At 37.9% G+C, this 26,028-nt stretch carries 24 protein-coding genes and 1 pseudogene; 11 read left to right on the top strand and 14 right to left on the bottom strand.

The window, feature by feature from the left end; genetic code table 11:
* Nucleotides 1-89: 89 nt before the first annotated feature.
* From yegD to ACNARN_RS01250, 3 genes are all read left to right on the top strand, one after another.
* Nucleotides 90-1,442, top strand: a complete 1,353-nt coding sequence (gene yegD, locus ACNARN_RS01260) for a molecular chaperone (RefSeq protein ID WP_198619528.1) — start codon at nt 90-92, stop codon at nt 1,440-1,442.
* 147 nt (nt 1,443-1,589) lie between these two features.
* Nucleotides 1,590-2,615, top strand: coding sequence for a threonine aldolase family protein (locus tag ACNARN_RS01255; protein ID WP_416304028.1), 1,026 nt, complete (start codon nt 1,590-1,592; stop codon nt 2,613-2,615).
* Nucleotides 2,616-2,778: 163 nt separating this feature from the next.
* Complete coding sequence (locus tag ACNARN_RS01250; protein WP_040133167.1) at nt 2,779-3,042, top strand: DUF3811 domain-containing protein; 264 nt, start codon at nt 2,779-2,781, stop codon at nt 3,040-3,042.
* A gap of 101 nt (nt 3,043-3,143) precedes the next feature.
* On the opposite strand, the gene xylB is transcribed toward ACNARN_RS01250, so the two are convergent.
* The 4 genes from xylB to ACNARN_RS01230 all read right to left on the bottom strand — a co-directional run bounded on the left by xylB (nt 3,144) and on the right by ACNARN_RS01230 (nt 8,649).
* Nucleotides 3,144-4,598 carry a xylulokinase gene (gene xylB, locus ACNARN_RS01245; protein WP_416304027.1) on the bottom strand — a complete coding sequence of 485 codons (1,455 nt, stop codon included), beginning with the start codon at nt 4,596-4,598 and terminating at the stop codon, nt 3,144-3,146.
* A 72-nt stretch (nt 4,599-4,670) separates the two neighbouring features.
* Nucleotides 4,671-5,987 carry a xylose isomerase gene (gene xylA, locus ACNARN_RS01240; RefSeq protein ID WP_311747392.1) on the bottom strand — a complete coding sequence of 439 codons (1,317 nt, stop codon included), beginning with the start codon at nt 5,985-5,987 and terminating at the stop codon, nt 4,671-4,673.
* A gap of 10 nt (nt 5,988-5,997) precedes the next feature.
* Complete coding sequence (gene nhaC, locus ACNARN_RS01235) at nt 5,998-7,473, bottom strand: Na+/H+ antiporter NhaC (protein WP_098942911.1); 1,476 nt, start codon at nt 7,471-7,473, stop codon at nt 5,998-6,000.
* A gap of 6 nt (nt 7,474-7,479) precedes the next feature.
* Nucleotides 7,480-8,649, bottom strand: coding sequence for a MalY/PatB family protein (locus ACNARN_RS01230; RefSeq protein WP_198619532.1), 1,170 nt, complete (start codon nt 8,647-8,649; stop codon nt 7,480-7,482).
* A 188-nt stretch (nt 8,650-8,837) separates the two neighbouring features.
* On the opposite strand from ACNARN_RS01230, the gene ACNARN_RS01225 reads away from it, so the two are divergent.
* Complete coding sequence (locus ACNARN_RS01225; RefSeq protein ID WP_040133172.1) at nt 8,838-10,004, top strand: XylR family transcriptional regulator; 1,167 nt, start codon at nt 8,838-8,840, stop codon at nt 10,002-10,004.
* A 31-nt stretch (nt 10,005-10,035) separates the two neighbouring features.
* Here the strand turns inward: ACNARN_RS01225 and ACNARN_RS01220 are convergent, their stop codons facing one another.
* On the bottom strand, nt 10,036-10,326 hold the full coding sequence (locus ACNARN_RS01220; RefSeq protein ID WP_040133173.1) for a VF530 family DNA-binding protein: 291 nt from the start codon (nt 10,324-10,326) through the stop codon (nt 10,036-10,038).
* A 170-nt stretch (nt 10,327-10,496) separates the two neighbouring features.
* Here ACNARN_RS01220 and ACNARN_RS01215 point away from each other — a divergent pair, with 170 nt between their 5' ends.
* On the top strand, nt 10,497-10,841 hold the full coding sequence (locus tag ACNARN_RS01215; protein ID WP_416304161.1) for a fimbrial protein: 345 nt from the start codon (nt 10,497-10,499) through the stop codon (nt 10,839-10,841).
* Nucleotides 10,842-10,902: 61 nt separating this feature from the next.
* Here the strand turns inward: ACNARN_RS01215 and ACNARN_RS01210 are convergent.
* The 3 genes and pseudogenes from ACNARN_RS01210 to ACNARN_RS01200 form a co-directional block, all read right to left on the bottom strand.
* Nucleotides 10,903-12,438, bottom strand: a pseudogene (locus ACNARN_RS01210) (MFS transporter).
* A 127-nt stretch (nt 12,439-12,565) separates the two neighbouring features.
* A complete protein-coding gene (locus ACNARN_RS01205; protein WP_040133175.1) occupies nt 12,566-14,434 on the bottom strand; it encodes an amidohydrolase in 1,869 nt (622 codons plus the stop codon).
* 278 nt (nt 14,435-14,712) lie between these two features.
* Complete coding sequence (locus ACNARN_RS01200) at nt 14,713-15,348, bottom strand: Crp/Fnr family transcriptional regulator (protein WP_198625609.1); 636 nt, start codon at nt 15,346-15,348, stop codon at nt 14,713-14,715.
* A 428-nt stretch (nt 15,349-15,776) separates the two neighbouring features.
* Here ACNARN_RS01200 and ACNARN_RS01195 point away from each other — a divergent pair, with 428 nt between their 5' ends.
* Nucleotides 15,777-16,898, top strand: coding sequence for a JmjC domain-containing protein (locus ACNARN_RS01195; protein WP_416304026.1), 1,122 nt, complete (start codon nt 15,777-15,779; stop codon nt 16,896-16,898).
* Between the two features lie 174 nt (nt 16,899-17,072).
* Here ACNARN_RS01195 and arsC read toward each other — a convergent pair whose 3' ends face one another.
* The 3 genes from arsC to ACNARN_RS01180 form a co-directional block, all read right to left on the bottom strand.
* Complete coding sequence (arsC, locus tag ACNARN_RS01190) at nt 17,073-17,498, bottom strand: glutaredoxin-dependent arsenate reductase (RefSeq protein ID WP_198619536.1); 426 nt, start codon at nt 17,496-17,498, stop codon at nt 17,073-17,075.
* Nucleotides 17,499-17,508: 10 nt separating this feature from the next.
* Nucleotides 17,509-18,798: an arsenic transporter gene (locus ACNARN_RS01185; RefSeq protein ID WP_198619537.1), complete on the bottom strand. Its 1,290-nt coding sequence runs from the start codon at nt 18,796-18,798 to the stop codon at nt 17,509-17,511.
* 73 nt (nt 18,799-18,871) lie between these two features.
* The gene (locus ACNARN_RS01180) at nt 18,872-19,207 is read right to left on the bottom strand and encodes a metalloregulator ArsR/SmtB family transcription factor (protein WP_198632706.1); all 336 of its coding nucleotides are present in this window, start codon (nt 19,205-19,207) and stop codon (nt 18,872-18,874) included.
* Between the two features lie 826 nt (nt 19,208-20,033).
* Here ACNARN_RS01180 and ACNARN_RS01175 point away from each other — a divergent pair.
* Entirely contained in the window at nt 20,034-20,315 is a 282-nt protein-coding gene (locus tag ACNARN_RS01175; protein ID WP_416304025.1) for a hypothetical protein, read from the top strand.
* A gap of 101 nt (nt 20,316-20,416) precedes the next feature.
* Here the strand turns inward: ACNARN_RS01175 and tehA are convergent, their stop codons facing one another.
* Nucleotides 20,417-21,394 carry a dicarboxylate transporter/tellurite-resistance protein TehA gene (gene tehA / locus ACNARN_RS01170; protein ID WP_232799490.1) on the bottom strand — a complete coding sequence of 326 codons (978 nt, stop codon included), beginning with the start codon at nt 21,392-21,394 and terminating at the stop codon, nt 20,417-20,419.
* A gap of 239 nt (nt 21,395-21,633) precedes the next feature.
* Between tehA and osmB the strand changes: the two genes are divergently transcribed.
* From osmB to ACNARN_RS01150, 4 genes are all read left to right on the top strand, one after another.
* Complete coding sequence (gene osmB / locus ACNARN_RS01165) at nt 21,634-21,855, top strand: osmotically-inducible lipoprotein OsmB (RefSeq protein WP_109374011.1); 222 nt, start codon at nt 21,634-21,636, stop codon at nt 21,853-21,855.
* A gap of 255 nt (nt 21,856-22,110) precedes the next feature.
* On the top strand, nt 22,111-22,860 hold the full coding sequence (gene ydfG / locus ACNARN_RS01160) for a bifunctional NADP-dependent 3-hydroxy acid dehydrogenase/3-hydroxypropionate dehydrogenase YdfG (protein ID WP_109374010.1): 750 nt from the start codon (nt 22,111-22,113) through the stop codon (nt 22,858-22,860).
* A 100-nt stretch (nt 22,861-22,960) separates the two neighbouring features.
* Nucleotides 22,961-23,317 (top strand): DUF1283 family protein, encoded by a 357-nt coding sequence (locus ACNARN_RS01155; RefSeq protein WP_088495660.1) that lies wholly within the window; start codon nt 22,961-22,963, stop codon nt 23,315-23,317.
* 53 nt (nt 23,318-23,370) lie between these two features.
* Nucleotides 23,371-23,607, top strand: a complete 237-nt coding sequence (locus ACNARN_RS01150; RefSeq protein WP_099075341.1) for a DUF1161 domain-containing protein — start codon at nt 23,371-23,373, stop codon at nt 23,605-23,607.
* 278 nt (nt 23,608-23,885) lie between these two features.
* Here the strand turns inward: ACNARN_RS01150 and bioD are convergent, their stop codons facing one another.
* Nucleotides 23,886-24,557 carry a dethiobiotin synthase gene (gene bioD, locus ACNARN_RS01145; RefSeq protein WP_416304024.1) on the bottom strand — a complete coding sequence of 224 codons (672 nt, stop codon included), beginning with the start codon at nt 24,555-24,557 and terminating at the stop codon, nt 23,886-23,888.
* A 196-nt stretch (nt 24,558-24,753) separates the two neighbouring features.
* Nucleotides 24,754-25,965, bottom strand: a complete 1,212-nt coding sequence (locus ACNARN_RS01140) for an ROK family protein (RefSeq protein ID WP_409281703.1) — start codon at nt 25,963-25,965, stop codon at nt 24,754-24,756.
* Nucleotides 25,966-26,028 lie beyond the last annotated feature (63 nt).

Genomic DNA, 26,028 nt, shown 5'->3' with positions numbered 1-26,028 from the left:
CTTTCAAGCCACATAATATGATGGCAATTACAAAAAGCTTGATGTAGAGTGCTCAGTCTTTTTTTAATGAAGTCTATTGGGGAGGCTAAATGTTTATTGGCTTTGACTACGGAACATCGAATTGTTCTGTTGCAATGATGAAAGAGGGAAAACCCACTCTTTTGCCTTTAGAAGGTAATGATGTGTATATTCCATCAACCCTTTGTGCGCCAACCCGTGAATCCGTTTCTGAGCACTTATTTCGCCATTTAAATATTAAACCGTCCAGTGAAGTTGGCGAACAATTACTAAGAAAATCGATCGCGTTTAATCGAGAAGAAGATATTGAATTAGTTCCTGAAGATATTCTTTTCGGACAATCTGCATTAAGTTTATACCTACGTGATCCTCGTGATGTCTATTACGTTAAATCACCTAAATCCTTTTTAGGTGCATCAGGCCTACATGAGATACAAATTAGCTTCTTTGAAGATTTAGTTTGCGCCATGATGGCAAATATTAAGCACCAAGCAGAAAAAAGCACACAAGAAGCGATCACAGATACTGTTATTGGCAAACCTATTAACTTTAATGGGTTAGGTGGCGATGCTTCAAATAGGCAAGCTGAAAGCATTCTTATCCGTGCAGCTAAAAGAGCTGGCTTTAAGAATATTATGTTTGAATTTGAACCTGTTGCTGCCGGACTTGAATATGAGTCGACGTTAACTAAAGACCAAACTGTATTAGTCGTTGATATTGGTGGTGGTACAACTGACTGCTCATTAATTCAAATGGGGCCAAGTTATCAAGGTAAAACCGACCGTTCAAACACATTACTTGCGCATAGTGGACAACGTGTTGGTGGTAATGATCTTGATATTTACCTTGCTTTTAAACAAATTATGCCATTATTTGGTATGACAGGGTTAACGTCTTCAGGTATTAAATTACCTCTGAAACAGTTCTGGGATCCTATTGCGATTAATAATGTAGAAGCTCAAAAAGATTTTTATTCTCGTCAAAACCTTGCTGTATTAAATCAGTTAAGACGGGACGCAAAAGAGCCTGAAAAAATAACACGCCTTATTGAAGTCTATAATGAAACATTGGGTTACAGCATTGTTCGACGTGCTGAAGAAGCCAAAATTGCCTTATCAGATTCTCCTGAATATATTGCTAATATCGCGTTATTAAGTGAAACCTTAGAATTAACGATTGAACGTGATCAAATGGTTGAATCTATTGAATCACCAAAAAGTAAAATGATTGAATTGGTTAATGATGCGGTAAAACAAGGGGGAATAAAACCGGACGCTATCTTTATGACTGGAGGTTCGGCTCGTTCGCCTATTTTATGCCAAGCAATAGAACAACAGTTACCCAATGTTCCTATTGTTAAAGGTAATGATTTTGGCTCTGTCACCGCAGGATTAGCACGTTGGGGCGAGGTTTGCTTTAAATAATTAATATCAAATAATCGGTTTTAAATAACTGACTTTTTCAATATATTAAAGCGCTTTACATTCAATCTTTGTATTGATTAGATGTAAAGCGTTTTTCTTTTTTCTTTATAAAACACGATAAAAACACAACATTCGACAGGAGAACACATGTACCGCTTCCAAAATGATTATAATGAAATTGCACATCCTGCGGTCATGAAAGCAATCACTGATACAATAGGGCAACGCTATGATGGATATGGTATGGATAAGCTTTGTCATCAAGCTGCTCAATCAATAAAACAGCGTATTCAACAACCTAGTGCAGATATTCACTTTTTTAATGGTGGCACCATTACTAATTTAACTGCTATCTCTCATTTTTTACGTCCACACCAAGCTGTTATTTCTGTTAGTACTGGGCATATCGCTACACATGAAACAGGTGCTATTGAAGCAACGGGGCACAAAGTTATCACCACTTTTTCGGCAGATGGTAAATTAACGCCCGCATTGTTAAAACCTATTCTCGCTGAACATAACGATGAACACTGGGTTCAACCTAAGCTTGTTTATATTACGAATGCCACCGAAATTGGTACGGTTTATCGCAAAGCGGAGTTGCAAGCACTGCGTGATTTCTGTAACGAGCATAACTTATGGTTGTATCTTGATGGTGCTCGTTTGGCAGCAGGATTAATGTCTGCACAAAGCGATCTGACTATCGAAGATATCGCTAGCTTAACCGATGCTTTTTATATTGGTGGCACTAAAATTGGTGCAATGTCAGCTGAAACGCTAGTGATTTGTCACCCAGCACTAAAATCTGATTTTCGTTTTAGCTTAAAACAAAAGGGTGGATTACAAGCGAAAGGCTGGTTATTAGGCGCGCAATTTGAAGCTTTATTTAAAGAGGATCTCTATTTCAAATTAGGTAAACACCTTAATGAAATGGCATCACAATTAACTGAGTTCTTTACTGCACAAGGTTTTGAATTTTTAGCGCCACCAGAATCCAACCAAATTTTTGTTATTTTGCCAAACACGATTGCAGAAAAATTAACACAGCAGTTTGTTTTTCATCGTGTTTTACTTGAATACCCTAATTTGAGTTGTTTACGTCTTTGTACTTCTTGGGCAACAACACAACAAGATATTGATGAATTCAAAGTGACCTTTTTGAAATTAATTTAATTATTTAAGTTATTGGTTATTAAACTTCATCCATTACGCGCTTTTTTAAGGCGTAATGGATCTTCAATAAAATAGCGATCTAAATTTAAGAATATAGTGATGATGCAATAACGGGATAATGCTATATTAAAGACTCCTCACTCAACATAAGTAGGGTAATAGAATGAAGAAACTGACACTCCAAGAAATGACAGATGCCCAACAAATGCGAGTAAGAACCCGAATAGGTCAAGAGAGAAAGAAATTAGGGCGTGAATTAACGAATGCTGAAATGAACAAAGTCAAAGACTCCATTATTACCGAAATCTCCCTCGAAGTTGAAAAAGCCACCAAAAAAGCACAAGCCCTCAAGAAAAAACAAAAACTAGCCCCAAGTGATGAAACCTACAGTTGGTCAGCCAAAAACCACAGTCGGGGATATCGTTAATTTTTTGCCTTGCTAGTAAATTCGATTACTAGCAAGGAGTTACCTTAAAGGTTTTACTTTCAATTAATTGCTCTAAATACCCTGATATTGACGCAATATTGTTATATTTCCATCGTCTCTATTAATGAATATAACTTTTTAAATGCATGATATTTTTTATCGTATATTTTATGTTTTTCTAAATTTGGTGTATGACGTTTTTTAAGCTTAGGTTGAGAAAGAATAACTTGTGATAAATGTGCTGGATTTACCGCTAATTGAGCCAATCTTGCTGCACCAAGAGCAGGGCCAACATCACCGCCTTGGCGATAATCAAGTGTTTTTCCTGTAATATCAGCAAGCAGTTGCCGCCAATATCCACTTCTGGCTCCACCACCAATTAATGTAATATTATCAGCTGATTGACCTGCATTTTCAGCAACTTCAATACCTTGCCGTAACGCAAAACTCACTCCTTCTAGAACCGCTTGGCATAAATCAGCTCGTTGATGCTCATGGGTTAATCCCCAAAAGATACCTTTCGCATTAGGGTTGTTATAAGGTGTCCGTTCACCTGAAAGATAAGGTAAAAAAAGTAGAGGGCTATCAGCAAAAGTAGCGTGTTCAATTTCTTCAAACATCGCACTCACACTCTCAATACCTGTTAGTTGACACACCCAATCAAGACATGATGCAGCACTCAGCATCACCGACATTAAATGCCAAGTATTAGGTAATGCATGACAAAAACTGTGTACGGCATTATCACTATTTTGGAGAAACTGTTCACTCACCACAAAATAAACACCCGACGTACCTAAAGAAAGCATTGCCTGACCTGGTTGATAAACACCCACGCCAATTGCACCTGCTGCATTATCGCCGCCACCAGCAATAATAGGTACTTGTTTCATCTGCCATTTTTTAGCGATATCAGCCAATAGATAGCCCGTTATTTGATTACCTTCAAACAACGTGGGCATTTGACGACGCGTTAATCCTGTTGCCTTTAAAAGCTCATCACTCCAATCTCGCTTTTGCATATCTAACCAAAGCGTACCAGCTGAATCTGACATATCACTGGCGAAATTACCGCTCATCTTCCAACGTAAAAAATCTTTAGGTAATAAAACATGTGCAATGCGTTGAAAGATTTCAGGTTCATATTCAGCAACCCATTGTAGTTTTGGCGCAGTAAAGCCGGGCATAACTAAGTTACCCGTGATTTTTTTAAACTGAGGATATTGCGCCTCAAGCATTTGGCACTGTTTAAAACTGCGTCCATCATTCCATAATATTGCAGGACGTAAAACCGCTTGCTGATCATCAAGCAAAACGGCGCCATGCATCTGTCCGCTTAATCCAATCGCCTCAATTTGATCCATTGGAAAATGACATCCAAGCTGAAGAATGGCTTCTTCTGTTGCTTGCCACCATTGTAGTGGATCTTGTTCTGACCATTGAGGGTGAGGGCGTGAAATTGTTAAAGGAACTGAATGGCTAGTGACAACGTCACCTTGTTCATTCATTATGATCGCTTTAACGCTTGATGTGCCTAAATCTAGCCCTAAATACATGAAATTACCTCATGACCTGTATCTAATTAATAAACACAGCGGGTTTTCCGCTGTGTTATTACATTGATGCTATTAACCAAAAATATAGCGATTCACTAAGCTTTCGAGCATTTCTTGGCGTCCACTTTGTAACTGTGGTGCTAAGGTATTGCTTTGTGCATATTTCGCCACATCTTCAAGGCTTAATTGACCTTGTAAGATATTTTGACCAAATTCAGCACTCCAACCTGAATAGCGCTGTGCAGTGAATTTATCAAGTCCACCATCTTGGATCATTCTTGCCGCAATGCGTAACGCCATTGCCATCGTGTCCATTCCTGAAATATGCCCATAGAAAAGGTCATATTTATCATTACTTTGACGACGAACTTTAGCATCAAAGTTTAAACCACCCGTTGTGAAGCCACCTGATTTAAGAATTTCATACATCACGAGTGCATTTTCTTCTACGCTATTTGGGAATTGGTCTGTATCCCAACCTAATTGTGGATCGCCACGGTTAGCATCAACTGAGCCTAAAATCCCTAGCGCAATGGCAGTGGCAATTTCATGGTGGAAGCTATGTCCCGCCAATGTAGCGTGGTTTGCTTCAATATTTACTTTGACTTCTTTTTCAAGGCCAAACTGTTTTAAGAAACCATAAACAGTCGCAGTATCGTAATCATACTGATGTTTTGTCGGCTCTTGTGGTTTGGGTTCAATCAATAATGTGCCTTGGAAACCAATTTTATGTTTGTGTTCAACGACCATCTGCATAAAACGGCCAATTTGCTCTCTTTCTTGGCGTAAATCCGTGTTTAATAGCGTTTCGTAGCCTTCGCGTCCGCCCCATAATACATAGTTTTCGCCACCCAGTGTTTTTGTCGCTTTCATCGCTTCACAGACTTGTGTCGCTGCCCATGCAAAAACGTCAGGATCTGGGTTAGTTGCCGCACCTGCACCATAACGAGGATTAGTGAAGCAGTTTGCCGTTCCCCATAATAACTTAACGTTGGTTTCTTCTTGTTTTCTCGCTAATACATCGGTGATTGCCGCCATATTAGAGATATATTCATTGATATTATTACCTTCAGAAATAACATCGACGTCATGAAAACAGTAGAAAGGAACATTGAGTTTATGAAAGAATTCAAAGGCAACATCAGCTTTGCGTTTTGCTTGCTCTAAGACTTCACCCGGTGTTTGCCACGGTCTATCAAAAGTACCGATACCGAACATATCAGAACCATTCCAGCAGAAGTTATGCCAATAACAAGCCGCAAATCTTAGGTGATCTTCCATTCGCTTACCTAAAATAATCTCATCAGGATTATAGTAACGAAACGCTAATGGGTTATCGCTTGTTGTGCCTTCATATTGAATTTGTTCAATTTTATCAAAGTAAGACATGGAACCGTCCTTATTTAGTATCAAGTTGTAATTCTGAATGTGATTCAAGCTCAGCAGTCATTTCTTCCTGCTCTTCTGGTGTTAATTTGGCAATGCCAAAGCCCGTGAAACCCCACAGCATGGCAAAGAAGATGCCACTCCAGCACAATACGGCCCAAGGTAAGTAACTTAAGGTTGCAACACCTAACGTACCTGCCATATAAGCCCCTGCGGCTGTCCACGGTAAAATAGGTTCAAAGATAGTGGCGGAGTCTTCGACAGTACGAGCGAGGTTTTTAGGGTGTAATCCTCGTTCGATATAGGCACCGCGTAACATTTCGATAGGAATAAGGATTGAGATTTGTCCATTACAGGTCACGCCAATCATGGTTAGCCCGCAAGCAATTGTGGCTAAGATCATTGAACCTGTTGAGTGAACCATTTTTAACAATGCATGGACAATCACTTCTAATGCGCCACTTAACGATAAAGTACCGGCAAAAGAGAGGGCGCAGAAACAGATAAGCAAGGTGCTCATCATTGAGTTCATGCCACCACGATTTAATAAATTACCTAATAATTCAGGGACTTCTTTACCTTGGATCATCGAGACATTAAAGCCATCAACGGCACTTTTTACGATGTCATGTAAACCAAAACCTTGAATAAGATAAGCGTTAAACATCGCAATAGCGGCAGAAGCTAACATCACTGGGATAGTCGGTTTTTTCGTTACTGAACCATATAAAATCACTAAGACTGGAATGAGAAGGATTAGATTGAAGTTATAAACATTCTCAAGACCATTTGTAATTAATGTCACTTTTTCTGGCACACCTTGACCAGCTAAATCGCCATTCATGCCATAAACAGTCATCACAATCGCCGTTAAAATCAGAGAAGGCAGTGTGGTGTAAAGTAAGTGCCAGATATGCTGATAAAGGTCGATTCTAGCTGCCATAGCTGCAAGGTTAGTATCACCTGATAATGGTGAAAGTTTGTCACCAAAATAGGCGCCGGCAACTACCGCACCTGCGGTTGCGGCAAGGTTAGCATCCATACCTACAGCTACGCCCATAAAAGCAACGCCGATGGTTCCTGCAGAGCCCCATGAAGTTCCCGTACAGACTGATACTAATGATGTGACCAATAATGCCGTAACGTACAGCATTTCTGGGCTGATCATTTTTAATCCGTAATAGATCATCAGTGGAATGGTGCCACCAATCATCCATGTGCCTATTAATAAGCCCACACTGATTAAAATCAGCAATGCTGGCATGGTTTTAGCAATTTTTTGTGAGATTGCCGTTAAGATCTCGTCATAGCGATATCCTAATCGTTTTACTAATAGCGCAGCTACAACGGTAGATAGCACCATTAAAGGCTCTGGTGGTAAATCAAAAGCGGCGTAGCCTCCGCCTAATAGCACCACCATGGTGAATATAGGAAAGAGTGATTCGAGTAATGTAGGTGTTCTCGGGCTGTTTATCGTTTGCGTTTTCATTGTAATTTATTCCGAACTGGCATGAGGTAAGGTACGAATAAGCCGAGTGAAAACGGTTTCTAATATTGAACGAGGTGTCGCGATATTAATGCGGAAAAAACCATCCCCAACCGCACCAAAACCACGCCCCCAACTCATTTCCACTTCAGCTAATGAAACAAACCAATGTTTTAGTTGTTCTTCAGATAACTGCATCTTTTGGTAGTTGATCCATAGCATGTAGGTGCCATGACTTTGTGTGATAACCCAATTAGGAAAGTAACGTTCACATTGTTCTTTTACCCAACGACGGTTATCAGCAAGGTACATTTTTAATTCACCAACCCACTGTTGGCCTTGTAAGGTATAGGCTTGTAAAAAAGCGGGCACTGAAAAATAGCCAGGATTATGAATACCCGCAGCAATTAAGCATTGCTTGAATTTTTCACGATATTCAGGATTGGCAATAACAATATTGGCAATTTCAAGGCCAGCTAAATTGAATGTTTTAGCGGGAGAAGTACAAATAAAGGAGTGTTGTTCTACATATGTATTTACTGATGAAATAGGGTGATAAGTTGCGTCATCAAAAATAAAATCTGCATGCACATCGTCAGAAATAATAAAAACCTGATATTTTTGCGCAAGTTCCGCTATTTTTAATAAGTCACTTTTTTGCCATACCGTTCCTGTTGGGTTATGTGGCGATAGCAAAATAAAGCAGACAGACTGTTTAAACTTACTTTCCAAGTCATCAAAATCAATTTCATAATAGCCGTCACGATAAATCAACGGACTTTCTAATAGTTCACGTTGATTGACACAAACGGCATTGCTAATAGGATGATAAGCGGGTGACAGCGTTGTGACTTTATCGCCAATTTGTGTGAAGTTTTGAATATAAAGCGAAACCGCTTGAATAATACGAGGACAAAACACAATCGTCTCAGGGGCAACAACCCACTGATATTGCGTTTTAAACCAATTGGCAGCAACATTATTCCAATCATGGCTCAGGTCGGTATAGCCATAAATGCCTTTAAGATTAAATTGAGTGAGTTCATTAATAATAAAATCAGGCGCAGGAATATCCATATCTGCAACAGATAACGGGATAACATTGGCGTTACTATTACACCATTTTGCACTATAGGTATTTTGCCTAGAAATTAATTTATTAAAGTTATTCTGATACATGAGAAATCTCCTCGGCAATCGGGTTTAAAAACAAAATACTCGTTGTTATTAACATTGGTTATTCCTATTTTTTACTTTGCTATTACGAAATTTGGCTTGTGTGATAGTAGTCACATAGCGATGAAAGCAAGTTCTAGCAAAATTAAAGCTGTGGTTTAATGCCTGGCTGGGTAATTAGGTAGAGTAAAATGAAAAAAGATAAATACTTTCGTATTGTGCTGTTATTCAACGCTAATAAAGTGTATGACCGACAAGTGGTTGAGGGTGTTGGAGAATATCTTCAAGCATCACAGTGTCATTGGGATGTATTTATTGAAGAGGATTTTCGTACTCGGCTTGATAATATAAACCGTTGGGTTTGTGATGGTATTATTGCTGATTTTGATGATCCCATTATTACAAAACATTTAAGCCAATTACCATTAGCGGTTATTGGTGTGGGTGGTTCTTATCATCAAGAAGAAAATTATCCATCTGTACCTTATATCGCCACAGATAATTATGAATTAGTCCAGCAAGCCTTTTTACATTTAAAGCAAAAAGGGCTTAAACACTTTGCTTTTTATGGTTTACCAGCCAAAGATCACCCTCATTGGTCTAATGAACGAGAGCATGCATTTCGTCAATTAGTCACCAGTGAAAAATATCCGGGCATTGTTTATAACGGCATGGATATTACCCAAGAAAATTGGCAACATGCGCAAAACCGTTTATCCGATTGGATACAAACATTACCCCCACAAACAGGGATTATTGCAGTCACCGATGCAAGAGCGCGTCATTTACTGCAAGTCTGCGATAATTTAAATATTAATGTGCCTGAAGAAATAAGCATTATCGGTATTGATGACGAAGATATGACTCGTTATTTATCGCGCATTGCACTTTCATCTGTTGTACAAGGCTCACGGCAAATGGGATATTTAGCAGCAAAGCTTTTACATCAAACATTAGAAGGGCACTCAACAGATAAACAGCAAAGAATATTAGTCCCCCCTGTTAAAATTGTTGAGCGTCGTTCAACAGATTTCCATTCATTTAACGATCCTACCGTTGTACAGGCTATGCATTATATTTATTACAATGCTTGCAAGGGGATAAAAACGGAGCAAGTTTTAGATGCGGTTAATATGTCGCGTTCTAATTTAGAACAACGCTTTAAAAAGGAAATTGGCAAGACAATTCATACGGTTATTTATGAAGAAAAGCTCAAACGGGCTCAAAATTTATTAGCCACCACAACACTTGCGATACAAGAAATATCTGTGATGTGTGGCTATCCATCACTGCAATATTTTTACTCTATCTTTAAAAAAGAATTTGGTATGACGCCGAAAGAGTTTAGGGATGAGTGAGATAATCATGGCAAAAGGGAAATAAAAACGCCTATCTCTTCCTACTATTCGCCCACGGATCACAGTCTGGGTGATCGATAACTTCAATCACATCATCAATATCTGCTTCAAGAGAATCAAGATATAGCGCTTCCACTTCTGCTCGCGCCCAAGGTGTTCTGCGCAAAAATTTTAAACTCGATTTCACGCTAGGATCACTTCTAAAACAGTTAATTTTGATGAGTTGCCCTAATTTAGCCCAACCATATTTTGCTACTAGTGCATTTACTTGCATTTCAAGAGTGATGCCATGTAGCGGATCTTTAGAAATATGTCCTGTCATGATTTTCTCAAATACGTTTTAGTTATTTCAAAGGTAAGAAGCGGTGCAGAGTACAAGAAAGCGGTGAGAGTGGCAATAAACTAGGCTGAATAAAATAAAGGTGATGCATTGTTATCCAGCATAACGTGTTGATTACAACACACCCATTAAATCCTTAACCATAATGACTAATACCATTTCTATTTATTATTAATTGGAATTTAACCTTAGACTGTCCTGAAGGTTTACCCGTTATTTTAACGCCTAAAGGCACTGCATTTTCAGGAAATAGCACCGTACTTGCATTAAATACATCATCTGATAATGCCAAAGGTGTGGGTGTTGAAACACAGTACAGCGTTAATGGCAGTAATTGGACTGCTTTAGAATTAAATAAACGTAATACCGTGATTAGTGCTGCAAAAAATGAGGGTGAGGTAACATTGAATTTTAGAGGTTATTACAAACAAATGGAGAAGGACATTTTTCCTGGAACAGCAAATGCCACGTTAGATCTTGAGATTGTTTATCAATAAAACGTTTATTAAGCCAAGCCATTAAGTTAATTCAATAAGTTTTAATGGCTTGGCTAATTAATTACTTCTTACGTGAAAAAGCAGAAAAAGAGTGTGTCACTTTTTTAGCGCTAATTATTTTATCTAATTGTTGTTGCAACTGTTTATCATCCATTGTCGCGCGATCATGTTGACGAAGATGCTCAGCCCAAGAAGCCACCATAAAAGTTTCCATATAAGTTTGAGCGTTATTTTCCGTAATCGCATCAGATGAAACAAACAATCCCCATGAATAACCGCCATCTCTTAAACGAACCGTTTTTAGTCGATTCATTAAACTGAGAAATTGCTCACGGTGAATTGCTTCAATTTGATAATTGACGGTAATTAACACAGGGCCTTTATCTGTTGTGATCTCAATAAGTCCATCATCAAGAATAAAGTGTTCTGAATGCTGTAAGTTGATGTTGTCGTGTTCTAATTTGACACGCAAAACACATAACCAAACTAAAATAATCCCAACCATTGCACACAGTAACGCGATCGTCACTGAAGTATGTGAAGCGATTTATCCCCAAACGAGAGATCCTAACGCCATAGAGCCTGAAAACACAGTTAAATAGAGTGCAAGACCTCTCGCACGAACCCAATTAGGTAATGCTGTTTGTGCGGAGACCATTAATGTGGAAAGGGTGATTATCCAACTAAATCCTGCAAGCATACTGGCGAAAATAGCGAGATATTTTGAAGTTGCACTGGCAAAAATAAATAACACCAAAGCTGTACCTATGGTGCCAAAAGCAATGAGTGTGCTGGTGCTAAATTTTTCACGTAATGTTGATAAGCTAAATGCGCCAACGACAGCACCAATACCAATGCTAGTCGTTAATAAACCGTATAATGTCGCATCACCTTGCAATGAGACACGAGCCACTAGCGGTAACATTGCCCAATAGGCACTTGCAAAAATAAAAAAGCTGGTGGCTCTTATAATCGTTTTTATCAACGCGGGGCTATAACGCGCATAACGTAAACCAGAGATCATTGCTGCCACAACAGATTCAGCAGGGAGTTTCTCTTCTTCTTTTTTCTCACCTTCCCACCACCAGACAGCAAGGATAATGGCGATAAAGCTCAAGGCATTAAGTAAAAATGGAAGATAAAGACCGACTTGAGAAATCAAAATACCTGCAAGTGCGGGGCCTATTGCACGGCTGATATTAATTCCCATACTGTTTAAGGCAATACCTGATTTTAATTCATGAGGCTCGACAATACTTGGCACAATAGCTTGCCATGCAGGGCCTAAAAACGCCGCACCAGAACCCAAAACAAAGGTAATTAATAATAACCAGCCAATACTGATAACATTGAAATAAACCAAAACAGCCAATAGAGTGGCAGCACAGAGCATTAAGATATTGACGAAAATAAGCAGTTTTCGTTTATCGAAAATATCAGCAATGGCTCCAGCTGGAAGTGCTAATAAGAAAACAGGTAATGTCGTCATGGCTTGAATAGCAGCAATCATAACGGGATCAGGGCTTAGGTTTGTCATCAACCAACCAGCACCCACATCATTCATCCAAGTACCAATATTAGAAAATAGCGTTGCCATCCATAATACGAAAAAAATGCGATTACGTAAGGGCGACCATGCAGAGGCGCGTTGCGTTGCCATCGTCTTATCTCTCTTTGTTTGAAATGGCCGGTAAATAAATTACCGACCATCGTTATCATAAAAATTAGAATGCAAAACAAGAACAGCCTAAAGCGCCCCAAAATGCATTATCATCTGAAATAGGAATGGATGATTGGCGAGCGATATCATGTTGATGCCCATGAACATGGCAGGCACCACAGCATTGATGTAACTGATTTAATACCGCTGTTTTTGTCTCTTGTTGTAAATAAGAATAATGACCTGGCACTTTGATCACAGGCGACCAATCTGGTAATACGGGAATAGACGGCGGTGTTAATGATGAAAAATCACCATTTGCATACACAATTTTTCCATCCACTACCGTTAAAAGTGATTCAATTGCTTTGATCTCGTTTTCTGGCACTCGAAAATAATCAGCAGAAAGGGCGATAAAATCGGCAAGTTGACCTGCTTTAATTTGACCTTTTTTACCTTGTTCATTGGAGAACCATGAACTCCCCATCGTCCATAACATAAGCGCTGTATCTCTGTCTAAACGATTATCGCCGTCATACATTTGTAGACCACCCACAGTACGCCCCGAAACTAACCAATAAAGTGCTGTCCACGGATTGTAACTAGCTACACGGGTTGCATCTGTACCTAATCCCACAGGCACTTCTGCATTTAGCATTTTGGCGATAGGCGGTGTTTGTTTCAGTGCTTTTGTGCCATAACGTTGTGCAAAATATTCGCCTTGGAATGCCATACGATGTTGAATTGCTAATCCACCGCCAAGCGCTTTAACGCGTTCAATATTTTTCTCACTGATGGTTTCAGCATGATCGAAAAACCAATGTAATCCATCGAAAGGAATGTCTTTATTTACTTTTTCAAAGACATCTAACATACGACTAATAGATTCGTTATAAGTGGCATGTAAACGAAATGGCCAGCGATGTTCGACTAAATGACGGATCACTTTTTCTAATTCAGCTTCCATATTTTCAGGAAGATCAGGTCTTGGCTGTAAGAAGTCCTCAAAATCAGCCGCAGAAAAAACTAACATTTCACCCGCACCGTTATGGCGATAAAAATCACTGCCATCACCAGGTGATACCATTGATGTCCATTGTTGGAAATCTTCAAATTCTTGTTTTGGTCTTTGGGTAAATAAATTATAAGCAATACGAATAGTTAATTGATTATTCTTGGCAAGCTCATCAACGACTTGATAATCTTCAGGATAATTTTGAAAACCACCACCCGCATCAATAGCGCTAGTTACACCAAGGCGGTTGAGTTCTCTCATAAATTGACGAGTTGAATTCACTTGATATTCAAGGGGTAATTTAGGGCCTTTTGCTAATGCAGAATAGAGCAACATAGCGTTGGGTTTTGCTATCAACAATCCGGTAGGGTTGCCATGTTCATCACGCTGAATTTCGCCTCCCGGTGGATTGGGAGTCTCTTTGGTATAACCAATCGCACGTAAAGCGGCTTTGTTTAGCAATGCACTGTCATAGAGGTGTAATACAAAAACTGGCGTATCAGGAGAAACCGCATTTATTTCATCTAGCGTTGGCATACGGCGCTCTGCAAATTGAAATTCGCTCCAACCACCAACAACACGCACCCATTGCGGTGACGGTGTCACTTGTGCTTGTGCCTTTAACATCTCAAGAGCAATAGAAAGCGAAGGTACGCCTTCCCACCGTAATTCAAGGTTATAATTTAATCCACCGCGAATAAGGTGAAGATGCGAGTCATTAAGCCCAGGAATAATAATGTGTTTTTTTAGATCAATGATTTTTGTTTCTGCATTTTGAAACTGCATCGCTTCATCATTTGAGCCAATAAAAAGAAATTTACCTTGATAGACGGCTATCGCTTGAGCGATAGGATTTTCTCTATCAAGAGTATGGATCTCACCATTGATAAATATTTCAGTCGCGAAAGTTTTATTCATGATTTTTGATTTCCTATTTAAAAGGAATTAACCCTTTATTAAATAAAAGGTGTGAGCGTACCGCGCTTTATTAGCAATACAGATAACTATTTCTTTTTAAAATGAATTAAAGATATGAAAGTAAGTTTTTTTATGTTTATTCCAGCAGGTTTATTAAATTGTAGCTCAAGTTTATTTCATTACCATTTAAAACATTTGCTTTAAGGGATCAAAAAAAATGAACAAGATAGAGATGAGGTAATTAGTTGATATTCAATCGAATATCTATTATTTAAAACCTATTCATTTGAATTATCAATGTAGGATAAGCATTCACAATTTAATACCGTTATCGATTTGTTCTTTAATGTAATCGCTTTAATACTCACTAAATGTGCTAACGCGCGGTTTAATTGTCTGGTTGAGATCCCAAGCATTGCCGCTAATGGATCTCTTTTTTCTAATTGAAAAGAGAGTCCTTCTTGCTGAGTTTTAAAAAATAAATATCGGCGTAATTTAAATTCTGAAGAATAGGGGGATTGAGAGTGTTTTAACGATGATTGATAAAGTTTTTGGCTTAATTGTTGGCAAATAAAGGTCAAAAAATTTGCATCTTGTAATGCTTTTTGTCTGACAATAGAAAGTGGTAACGCTAATAAATAAGAAGGTACTAAGGCTTGTACAGTACTAAACACCATTTCATCTTTGGCTGAGAAAAGCTCTAAATCGCCAATAACACAGAAAGCTTGTTCAAAAGAAAAAACCACATGCTCACCATTTATTTCGTAGCGTTCAATCTGTAATTTTCCTTCCACTAAGCAGTATAAATGTGTTGCTTGGCTATTTTGCGTTATTAAGTATTCTCCTTTTTTCACTTCCATTAATCGCATAGAAGATAACAACGCATTAGATAAATAAGTATCGAGTTGATGCATTAAAATAAAAGCGTTACGTTTTTGTTCATCATTAACTATTAAATATTTGCTCAGTATTTTAATGTAAAAAGGTAAGGAGAAGGTTTGATACGAAATTGGCCATTATGTGGGGGTATTAATAAGGTTCACAAAGTCTGAGTTTATACATTGAATTCAATTTAACATAATATACATTATGCGAACCTTAGTGTCCAAATACGGATAGGCATTGAAATCTCTGTTTTTGGCTGGTTGATGATGTTGGTTGATTCTTAACTTAACACTTATTTGCCAATGCTTTTTCTAAAGCTTGAATATAGTTTTGTTTTTTCTTCAAAGCTACAAACATTCCCCTGACAGTTATTAACTACCATTTGACGCCAAACAAAAATATCACAATGCATTACTTCTATAATTACCAACTTACTCATTGATACAGATGTGGTCACATGGTTAACAAACTGAATCTTAACTGGCCTGAATTTTTAGAAAAATACTGGCAAAAAAAACCTGTTGTACTGAAAAACGCATTTCCTGATTTTGTTGATCCTATCACACCAGATGAACTGGCTGGTCTTGCAATGGAACCAGAAATCGACAGCCGCCTTGTTAGCCTCACTGGCAACAAATGGGAAGCAAGTCACGGTCCGTTTGAAGACTTCAGCGAATTAGGCGAAGAAGGATGGTCACTGCTAGTTCAAGCTGTCAACCATTGGCATATGCCAGCAGCTGAACTGGTGAAACCATTTCGAGTGTTGCCTGAATGGCGTCTTGACGACCTGATGATCTCCTATTCAGTGCCGGGAGGTGGTGTCGGACCACATATTGATAACTATGATGTTTTTATCATTCAAGGGATGGGACGTCGTCGCTGGCGTGTGGGTGATGCCCTGCCAATGCGCCAGTTCTGCCCTCATCCCGCATTACTGCATGTTGATCCGTTTGAGCCAATTATTGATGTGGAAATGGCACCAGGAGATATTTTATATATCCCGCCTGGATTCCCTCACGATGGCTTCACCTTTGAAGATACCATGAATTATTCTGTCGGCTTTCGTGGACCAAATGGCCGTGATTTGCTGAGTAGCTTTGCAGACTATGCACTAGAACAAGATCTGGGTGGGATCAATTATGGCGATCCAAACCTGACAGTACGCGACAATGCAGGAATAATGGAAGCTCATGAAGTTGAACGCCTGCGCGCCATGATGATTGAGATGATCAACAAGCCCGGTGATTTTGAACAGTGGTTAGGCCGTTTTGCAACTACACCGCGTCATGAACTAGATATTGCACCTTCAGAACCACCTTATCAGCCAGAAGAAGTACTGAATGCGTTGAATGACGGTGAAAAACTGGTCCGATTAAGCGGACTGCGCGTTCTACGCATCGGAGAAAATTTCTTTGTGAATACAGAAGCTTGGGCCACCAAAGAAACGAAGGGAGCAGATGCATTATGCCAGTTTACAGAAGTTGGAGCAGATCGACTTGGTGAAGCATTGAAGAACCCAGCCTTTGTTGCGGAATTAACCGAATTTATCAATCAAGGATATTGGTACTTCGAAGAATAAGCGATATTTGCTGAATATGATAAAACACCTGCTTGCGGGTGTTTTATTTTGTCATTTCCGCCCTCCTTCTTTCTCAAGTCAGATGGTGTTGGCTTCTTAATTGCCATAAGAAAACCTCGTCTTAACGAGGCTTCTATTACTGTAAAATACCGTAAAAATAGTTAATAGACTCTTTTATATCAGCCTATTCCCTTTTTCATCGACAACATTTTGTCCATCTTCTTTTGAAAAGGCACCTTTCTGTGCTTTTGGAAGAATATCCAAAACGACTTCTGAAGGACGGCATAACCGAGTTCCTAATGGTGTCACAACAATAGGTCTATTGATTAATATTGGATATTGCAGCATATAATCAATAAGTTGCTCATCAGTAGCATCAATATGACCAAGACCTAATTTATCATAAGGTTCAACATTCTTTCGTAATAATGCTCGAACTGAAATATTCATATCAGCAATGATTTTTTCTAAAATCTGTTTAGATGGTGGTGTGTCTAGATAATGGATAATTTCTGGCTCTATTCCACTATTTCGGATCATTTCAAGCGTATTGCGAGAAGTACCACAATTTGGATTATGATAGATTGTAATATTGCTCATAATGTCACCATCAATTTATTAACGTAAGTCTAAGTACTAAAGCAATTAATGTTACTGTCAGCACTGGGATAGTCATAATAATGCCCGTTTTGAAATAATAGCCCCATGTAATGGTCATATTTTTTTGTGATAATACATGTAGCCACAATAAAGTTGCTAAACTTCCTATTGGTGTAATTTTTGGACCGAGATCGGCACCAATGACATTGGCATAAATCATCGCTTCTTTAATTAAACCCGTCGCATTGCTACCTTCAATAGATAAAGCACCTACAAGAACAGTTGGCATATTGTTCATAATTGAAGATAAAAATGCGGTAATAAACCCTGTTCCTAATGTCGCTTCCCATATTCCTTTTTCTGCCAATGTGTTGAGTACTTCTGATAGATAATGAGTCAAACCCTCATTGCGTAATCCATAAACAACAAGGTACATACCAAGGGAGAAAATCACGATTTGCCAAGGTGCTTCTCGTAAAACTTTTCGAGTATTAATCGCCTTTCCTTGTGCCGCGACAAACCACAAAATTACGGCACCAACAGCTGCAATGGCACTAATCGGAATACCCAACGGTTCCAGTATGAAAAAACCAAGCAATAAAAGAAGCAATACCAACCAACCTGCTCTAAATGTTTTCACATCTTTAATCGCTGTCGCAGGCATCGCTAATTTAGAGGTGTCATATTGCTGAGGAATATCTTTGCGGAAAAACCAATGCAACATAATTAATGTCGCGATAATAGCGGCAATATCAACCGGAACCATCACTGAGGCATATTCCGTAAATCCGATATTAAAGAAATCAGCAGAGACGATATTGACTAAATTTGAAACAATTAAAGGCAAACTTGCGGTATCTGCAATAAATCCTGCCGCCATAACAAAAGCCAATGTTGTGCCTTTACTAAATCCAAGAGCGAGCAACATTGCAATCACAATGGGTGTTAAAATAAGTGCAGCTCCATCGTTGGCAAACAGTGCAGCAACGGATGCACCTAGCAGGATAATATAGCTAAATAAAAGACGACCCTTACCACCGCCCCATTTTGCAACATGAAGTGCTGCCCATTCAAAAAAGCCACTTTCATCCAAAATCAGACTGATAATAATAACAGCAACAAATGTGGCAGTTGCATTCCAGACGATATTCCAAACTACAGGAATATCTTGAAGATGAATGACACCTAACAGTAGTGCAACTAGTGCACCCGCGGTTGCACTCCAGCCGATACCTAAACCTTTAGGTTGCCAAATAACAAAAGTGATTGTTAGGACAAATATTAATACTGCAATAAACATAAAAACCTCTTTCAGAAGACTTATCTTCTAGTTCTTCATATCTGTTTTTTCATATATATAAAATTAAAAAATTTTATTCAGAGCAGCAACTAACCACTCCTTTCTTTTCAATAGTTCTAAGCAAATCTGCTATTTTATTTTTCTCTGTCGCGTAGGTGATTTCAATAATATTTTTCACCCACGGTAATAATGTGGGAGATAAACGATAATGAACCCATTTTCCATGTTTAGAATCAAGCAATATTCCACTTTCCCGCAACATAGCTAGGTGGCGAGAAGTCTTCGGCTGGGATAAGTTTAGGGCTGTATAGATGTCACAAACACACAACTCGCCAGATGCTTTAAGTAGCAACACAATATCTAGCCTTGTTTGATCACTTAATACCTTAAATAATTGCAATGGTTCCATATTTGCTCCTCTCTTTAGATTAGCTAAATTACACTTGCAACATATATCTGTCAAATCATATGTGTTTTAATGATTACTTTTGCAATCACCTTTCCACACAGGAAGCATACCCTGTTGACTTATATCAAATGAAACAAAGTTAAGCGAATCGATTCACCTTATTGATGAGATACTTCTCTTGACTTAATAACCAATGGGGTGAGAATGCACTAATACTTTAATTTTTCCTTATATGGCTGAAATGGCACTTAAAGACGGCATATAGCTGTATCTGTATCCCCTTACTTCCATTCGCTAAAAAATGCAGCGACGACATATTTCTTCATTATTTTTCAAAGCACATTTTCGATGAGTATATTAATGGCGGAGGAGCCAAAGGCGGCGGTGTATTATATATAATGGTGTTAATTCCATTGGTCATACCGTTAGCAATAGGATATTTTGTCTATCAAATTAAAAAGCATAGAAAACAAAGTTAATGAGTTTTCTTTTCATCGCTGTTAGTGAATAATTGGGAACTTCTTCGCTTTTCAAAACAGGATGATCAACGTTTAGATGCCTTATTTAATAATCATCTCTAATTATCCTAAAAGGTGATTATTATTCGCGATATTTCTTTATGTGTGGATGTATGTAATAAAAAATCATAAGCAAATAATCAATTAATAACTTTGCACTCTTTATATATTAATTTAGCCATCTTACCCATATATGTATTTATCTATTTTTATTTATCGATATAATCTAAGAGCTTATCTTTATAAAAAATATCATAACTCATTGTGTGCTTTATATTTGACAAGGAAAATAAATCATGAAAAATAATATGATGTCTTTTACTTCGGCATTATGTTGGCTTAGTTTTTGGTTCGGTGCCGTTCTTGTTGGTGCATCATGGTTATATGCAAGGTTACAAGAAAAGATATTTCTAACTGGATTAGATAAAGGATTTTTAGAGTTAACATCACCAGATAGCACTGTCGCATTAATGTTATCGATTGGTATTATGATGGTTGCTTTAGGTTTGATTTATGTTCCTTTATATTACTCAGCCATGTTTATCGGTAATACCGTGGCTATTTTAAGTAGAAAACCAATTAGAATTTAATTCTACCTATTAAAGTATTTTAATATTTTATTGAACTATCTTTCGACTTAAAATAAAAAGAGCCTAAAGGATCTTGTTTAGGCTCTCTTTTTCTATGGTTATTAAAATACTTTAGATGGACAACATAATTTTTTTAGCCCTCTAAAAACCCATAATAATGAATGCCAAATCAGTAGTAAGATAATTAAATTAGCAAAGATAAATAGTGCCGTTGATAATAACTGCATAAAACGGCTATTAGATGCCATACTCATATTTAATGATGCTTTTGCTAACGCAGAGACACCAAAGGAAAAACTCCAAAATGGTAATGAAAATGACTGTTTAACAAACCAAGGGATTAATCTCACCATAAATAAAAGTTGTAATAGGCCATAGCCTAATAACATTTTAGCGAAGAAGTCGATATGATTATCATTGATAGCCAAATATGCACTACAGGCAACTAAAGCAGGAGCTAATTGAATACCAAATGAGAGCCGTGACTTCTCATCCATTAACCCTTCACTACGTATTCTGTTTAAAATAGCAGGTTCTAAACTTAACCAAGAAAATACGCCAGCGCCAAAAAATAAAATACCCAAATCATTAAATCCAAATGCACCACATGCCATAGTACAGATAAAGTTATTCGCCACTGTCGGTAAATATAATGCAGGTGTGGTTGCCATTTTAGGATATTCACCCTTCCATTGATAACCAATCAGCCAACTGGAATACGCTAACTGAGCAATCGCACCGAGGCTAAATAATACAAGAGAAAATAACGGTGAATAAGGACTTAAACCTATCGATACTAAAACTGTTGTTGCGGGAAATAAACTGGTAAATCCACTGGCAACGGGATGTTTAACTTCATCAAGAATAGCGTGTCGATGAAATAACCATTTGCCCAATAGAAATAACGTCAGTGTTAGCCAAACCAAACAACCCACACTAATAAATATTTCACCAATATAAGCTGGATAGTTATGCTCTTTAGCCGCATAGCGCCATGCCATACCCGTACCTATCATCCCCAGTACTACACCAAAATAGCCCGATGCAAATTGTGAAGAGAGTATCTTAAATTTATTCATTAATATCATGCTGTTATCTTAACTCATATAAATGACATAGTGCATTGATGCTTTTCTTCTGAACATAGAATAATAATATAGATAATAAAAATTATTTTGATAAAGCGCATTTAAAATATAAGTTATGAATTATGACTCACTTTAAGAGTTTTCTCCCCTTATGTTCCCGAATATTCTGATGCTCGTGTAAATACGATAACGATATCTTTATATTGCCCTTTATTTCGGAGTTTATAAAAATGAATATCACGTTAAAAAAGGTTGGAACACTGTGTGTCGCTTCTGTTCTGCTTTTTTCACTTGCGGGTTGTTCTAGCATGACAAAACGCGACCGTAATACAGCAATTGGAGCCGGTGCAGGTGCTATCGGTGGTGCTATTTTAACTGATGGTAGCGCATTGGGTACTATTGGTGGTGGCGTCTTAGGTGGCGTTATTGGTCATCAAGTTGGTAAAAAATAACTGATATTGTCTTATTCAGCTAGGCTGGGTTTGTTGCTCAATAAGCCCAGTCTCAGCATTGTTAATTGCTATATCTAATCCCTCTTATCTTACAGTTGAAAACAAAAATCTTACTTATTATTAAAGATAAAAATCTTTCATATAAGAAAAGGATCTTGTTTTTAGCCTGATTTATCACAAACCCTACTTTTAAACTTGACTCTTTCTAGTGATAGCCTTTTACTTTCAATTATTATAACTATCGAGGGTAATTAAATGATTATTTTTATCACGGGTGCTTCTGCTGGTTTTGGTGAAGCCATTGCTCGTCATTTTATCAGCCACGGACACAAAGTTATTGGTACAGCCCGTCGTTTGGATAAACTGAATAACTTGCATAAAGAGCTAGGTGAACAATTTTATCCATTACAGTTAGATGTGACAGATAAAAAAGCAGTCAGTGAGATTTACACTCAATTACCTGAAAAATGGCGCGAAATTGATGTGTTAGTCAATAATGCAGGATTAGCCCTAGGTTTAAATACCGCCGATAAAGCCAACCTTGATGACTGGGATACGATGATCGAGACAAATAATAAAGGTCTGGTTCATGTCACCCGCGCTATTCTTCCTTTTATGGTAGAAAGAAACAAAGGTCATGTTATTAATATCAGCTCAACAGCAGCTTCTTGGCCTTATATGGGCGGTAATGTTTATGGCGCCACTAAAGCATTTGTTAAACAATTTAGTTTAGGATTACGTGCTGATCTCCAAGGTAAAAAAGTTCGTGTGACCGATATTGAACCAGGACTTGTTGGTGGTACAGAGTTCTCATTAGTTCGTTTTAAAGGTGATAGTAATAAAGTTGAGCAAACTTATGCTAATGCAAATGCGTTAACACCTGAAGATGTGGCAGAAGCGGTATATTGGACAGCAACATTACCTGCTCATGTGAATATCAATACCCTAGAAATGATGCCTGTTAGCCAATCATTTGCTGGCTTAAGTGTTCATCGTCAGAGCTAAACGCACTGAAAACTCATATTTTATTAAAGCATCAGCTATAATTATTAAGATATAATAGTCATTGACAGTAATAGCGACATAACTTTAGAGGATAGCAACCATGATCAACACACTCACTAAGAAACAAGTTATCAGAACAATGGTGTTCTCCTTATTTCTTGGTTTATCAGTGTCTTCTTTTTCTTCTGTTGCCGCTTCCACTAATGTAACCATTAATGGTGATGGCTATGATAATGTCTTAGATAAAGAACAAGCTCGACAAATGAAAGAGGATTGGGATCAAAAGCGTGAGCTACGTACCCAAGTCAATCAGCGAGAAAAAATTGAATTTAATAAAGTAGATAAAGCCATTGATGAGCGGGATGCTTGTCTGAAAAGTGCAAACGTCTACGCTTATTGGGAGCCTGAAACTCGTCGTTGTTTAGACAGTAATACGGGTCGCCCTGTTAACCCATAAGAAAATCGTGTAAAACAGTGATGTTTTGCTTTGTAAAACAAGGAGTGATTGAAATGAAAAAATATGTATTTGCAGTAATGGCCACACTGGTTGCATTTGCACCTTTAGCCGCAAATGCGGGTTGTGATGAAGTCGTTGAGTCTATTCAACAAAAAATCGTTAATAATGGTGTGCCAGCCGCTAACTTTACTTTAACTGTCGTTGAAAACGACCAAGTTGCACAAACAGAAGGTAAAGTTGTTGGAACTTGCGAAAATGACAGCAAGAAAATCATCTATACTCGTCATTAATCTATAAGTTGATAAAATCTTGTGTTAAAAAAGGGCGCAATGTTAGCGCCCTTTTCCTTTCCACTGTTTATCAATGACTACTCTTCTGATTTATCTGATCCGCTCTATCTTATTTAGTCTTAATTTTATGTGCTATTTTTATCATTAGTATGTTTGCGACTAAATCAGAAAAAACAAAAACACCCAATGAATTTACTCATCAGGCATTTAAAAGTAACAAGTTTGGTATCGTTTAAAAACAGATAGCAATCCACTTCGTTACTTATTTATATTCTCTCTTAAGCAGGTACAGCGATTTCCAACTGACTTAAATCGAGGTAACAAGAGAGATCACGTTCTTCAGGACGTAACAAATACGGGATTTCACCAATCAGCGGTGCAGGAATATGCTGAGACAGCCTTTCCACAATTTTCGCGTAATAAGGTAATCCTGGATTTATTCTGTTCGCAACCCAACCTACTAATTTCAAACCATCATTGATAATAGATTGCGCTGTTAATATTGAGTGATTGACACAGCCTGGTTGAATACCAACAACCAAAACAACTGGGATTTGTTCTTTCACCACCCAATCAGAATAAAAAGTATTATCATCAAGCAGATAACGCCAACCACCATTACCTTCGATAACAACACACTCTGCTTTTTTACTTAAATTGTCGAGCTCATTTGAAATTTTATTAAAATCGATTTCATTTTCGCTAACATAACAATTATCAAGCAAAATAGGATTAATTTCGTCGTAGCGAACTTCAACTGGTGATGAATTATGAATAATCATAGCGTCACGATTACCTTCACCATCAGCCGTTTCATGTAATTCTGTTGCAATAGGCTTATAACCTACTGCCGTTGACCCGCCACGATTTAATGACTGAAGAAGTGCTCGGGTTACAACAGTTTTACCCACGTTGGTATCTGTCCCCGTAACAAAAAAGCGTGTTAACATATAATTTACTTCCGTTATGACAGATAAATCAGGTTCATAAAAAATGACAGAGATTAGAGTTTAGGGTAACACTGTTTCTGGTGGCTTGAGGTAGCTCAATTTTTTAGTTAATTGCTCAAAAATAGAGAATTCGTTAATGATCAATTGACGCATTTACGCATACAAAACAGTTTTGTTACGTTTTATTTAGCTTAATTTAGCCTTGCATCAATTCAATTAGCAAAGAACCGTTGTACAGCGCTTCTTTCACTAAAGATGCAGCTGGCAATGTGCCTTTATTTCTTAACTCTGTTTCTTCAATAATGAGTGACTTTGCATAACGAGGCATGACGTGATCTTGAATATGATTCAGCATCAAAGGAAAGAGCACTGATTTAGCGCGACATAGCGGCGAACCAATTAATATTTTTTGCGGATTAAAGATATTGATCATAACAGCCAAAATAAAACCTAATCGCTGAGCGACTAAATTTACAATTTCAAGCGCGGGTTTATCGCCAACTAATATCGCATCACACAATGTCTCCACAGTTATAGGATATTTGTTTAGCAACGAAGTGGGATCTTCTTGAGCTAATAATTGGGCTTTCTTAATTAATTGAGGAATAGCAATTTCTGTTTCTAAACACCCTTTTGCCCCGCAATAACAGCTATTTTGAGAATCGATAACTTTAGTATGTCCAATTTCGACGGCGCTATGGCTGTTAGAATGTAATGTTTTTCCATTGTTTATTACGCCAGCACCAACAATGTCATCGATAACAATTTGCAGAACGTCTGAATTGTTTTTTGCCGCACCATATAAAGATTCGGCCATTGTCCATGCAGTTACGCTATGTTGTAAAAATACAGAAACACCTGTTTTTTCATGGATTTTATCGGCAAGTGGAATGTCTTTAATATCATAATAAGGTGAGCTATAAATAACACCACTAATAGGATCAACAATAGCATTCATTGTAATGCTAATTGCCGTCAATCTTTCAACATGAGATTGATAACGCTCGAAGAATTTATCAATTGCAGCTAAAAAATGATTAAGAAAATCATCGCTGTATTCTTTGGGGAAATCGAATGTATCTTCAGTAACCAGTTTGCTATCTAATTCTCTTAAACTAAAAAGTAAACTGCCTTTATTGACGCGAATACAGAGAAATTGCCAGCCTTGGCTTTCTAATTTTAATCCGACAGCAGGCCTGCCTCGAAATCCCACATCTGGGAATTCCGTTTCATGAATAAGATGCGCTTCAACTAATTCTCGCGTGATCTTAGTAATACTTGCTGGCGCAAGCTCTGCCTTTTTCGACAATGAAATACGAGAAATGGGACCATGTTCATCAATCAAGCGAAAGACTGTGCCAAGATTAAATTGTTTTACGTGATCGATGTGGCTAGGTTGGTTCCCCATTGAATGCATCCTTAATTAAAGAGCCATAATTAATTCGAGGCTCCAAATAATTCATTACCGATT

The sequence above is a fragment of the Proteus sp. TSJ240517 genome (assembly GCF_047921575.1).
In the GTDB taxonomy this organism is placed as follows: Bacteria; Pseudomonadota; Gammaproteobacteria; order Enterobacterales; family Enterobacteriaceae; genus Proteus.
Note: the sequence above shows the minus strand (reverse complement) of the source record. Positions and strands in the feature narration are given on the sequence as shown.

Coding starts and splice junctions, on each gene's coding strand:
- ACNARN_RS01200 (WP_198625609.1), bottom strand. CDS start 15,348: ATGCATCAACTCGATACTTATTTATCTAATGCGTTGTTATCTTCTATG.
- ACNARN_RS01180 (WP_198632706.1), bottom strand. CDS start 19,207: ATGGAACCATTGCAATTATTTAAGGTATTAAGTGATCAAACAAGGCTA.
- yegD (WP_198619528.1), top strand. CDS start 90: ATGTTTATTGGCTTTGACTACGGAACATCGAATTGTTCTGTTGCAATG.
- tehA (WP_232799490.1), bottom strand. CDS start 21,394: ATGAATAAATTTAAGATACTCTCTTCACAATTTGCATCGGGCTATTTT.
- ACNARN_RS01150 (WP_099075341.1), top strand. CDS start 23,371: ATGAAAAAATATGTATTTGCAGTAATGGCCACACTGGTTGCATTTGCA.
- ACNARN_RS01155 (WP_088495660.1), top strand. CDS start 22,961: ATGATCAACACACTCACTAAGAAACAAGTTATCAGAACAATGGTGTTC.
- ydfG (WP_109374010.1), top strand. CDS start 22,111: ATGATTATTTTTATCACGGGTGCTTCTGCTGGTTTTGGTGAAGCCATT.
- ACNARN_RS01255 (WP_416304028.1), top strand. CDS start 1,590: ATGTACCGCTTCCAAAATGATTATAATGAAATTGCACATCCTGCGGTC.
- ACNARN_RS01220 (WP_040133173.1), bottom strand. CDS start 10,326: ATGACAGGACATATTTCTAAAGATCCGCTACATGGCATCACTCTTGAA.
- ACNARN_RS01195 (WP_416304026.1), top strand. CDS start 15,777: ATGGTTAACAAACTGAATCTTAACTGGCCTGAATTTTTAGAAAAATAC.
- ACNARN_RS01230 (WP_198619532.1), bottom strand. CDS start 8,649: ATGTATCAGAATAACTTTAATAAATTAATTTCTAGGCAAAATACCTAT.
- ACNARN_RS01185 (WP_198619537.1), bottom strand. CDS start 18,798: ATGTTTATTGCAGTATTAATATTTGTCCTAACAATCACTTTTGTTATT.
- ACNARN_RS01225 (WP_040133172.1), top strand. CDS start 8,838: ATGAAAAAAGATAAATACTTTCGTATTGTGCTGTTATTCAACGCTAAT.
- ACNARN_RS01140 (WP_409281703.1), bottom strand. CDS start 25,965: ATGGGGAACCAACCTAGCCACATCGATCACGTAAAACAATTTAATCTT.
- bioD (WP_416304024.1), bottom strand. CDS start 24,557: ATGTTAACACGCTTTTTTGTTACGGGGACAGATACCAACGTGGGTAAA.
- ACNARN_RS01250 (WP_040133167.1), top strand. CDS start 2,779: ATGAAGAAACTGACACTCCAAGAAATGACAGATGCCCAACAAATGCGA.
- xylA (WP_311747392.1), bottom strand. CDS start 5,987: ATGTCTTACTTTGATAAAATTGAACAAATTCAATATGAAGGCACAACA.
- ACNARN_RS01205 (WP_040133175.1), bottom strand. CDS start 14,434: ATGAATAAAACTTTCGCGACTGAAATATTTATCAATGGTGAGATCCAT.
- ACNARN_RS01175 (WP_416304025.1), top strand. CDS start 20,034: ATGATGTCTTTTACTTCGGCATTATGTTGGCTTAGTTTTTGGTTCGGT.
- nhaC (WP_098942911.1), bottom strand. CDS start 7,473: ATGAAAACGCAAACGATAAACAGCCCGAGAACACCTACATTACTCGAA.
- osmB (WP_109374011.1), top strand. CDS start 21,634: ATGAATATCACGTTAAAAAAGGTTGGAACACTGTGTGTCGCTTCTGTT.
- xylB (WP_416304027.1), bottom strand. CDS start 4,598: ATGTATTTAGGGCTAGATTTAGGCACATCAAGCGTTAAAGCGATCATA.
- arsC (WP_198619536.1), bottom strand. CDS start 17,498: ATGAGCAATATTACAATCTATCATAATCCAAATTGTGGTACTTCTCGC.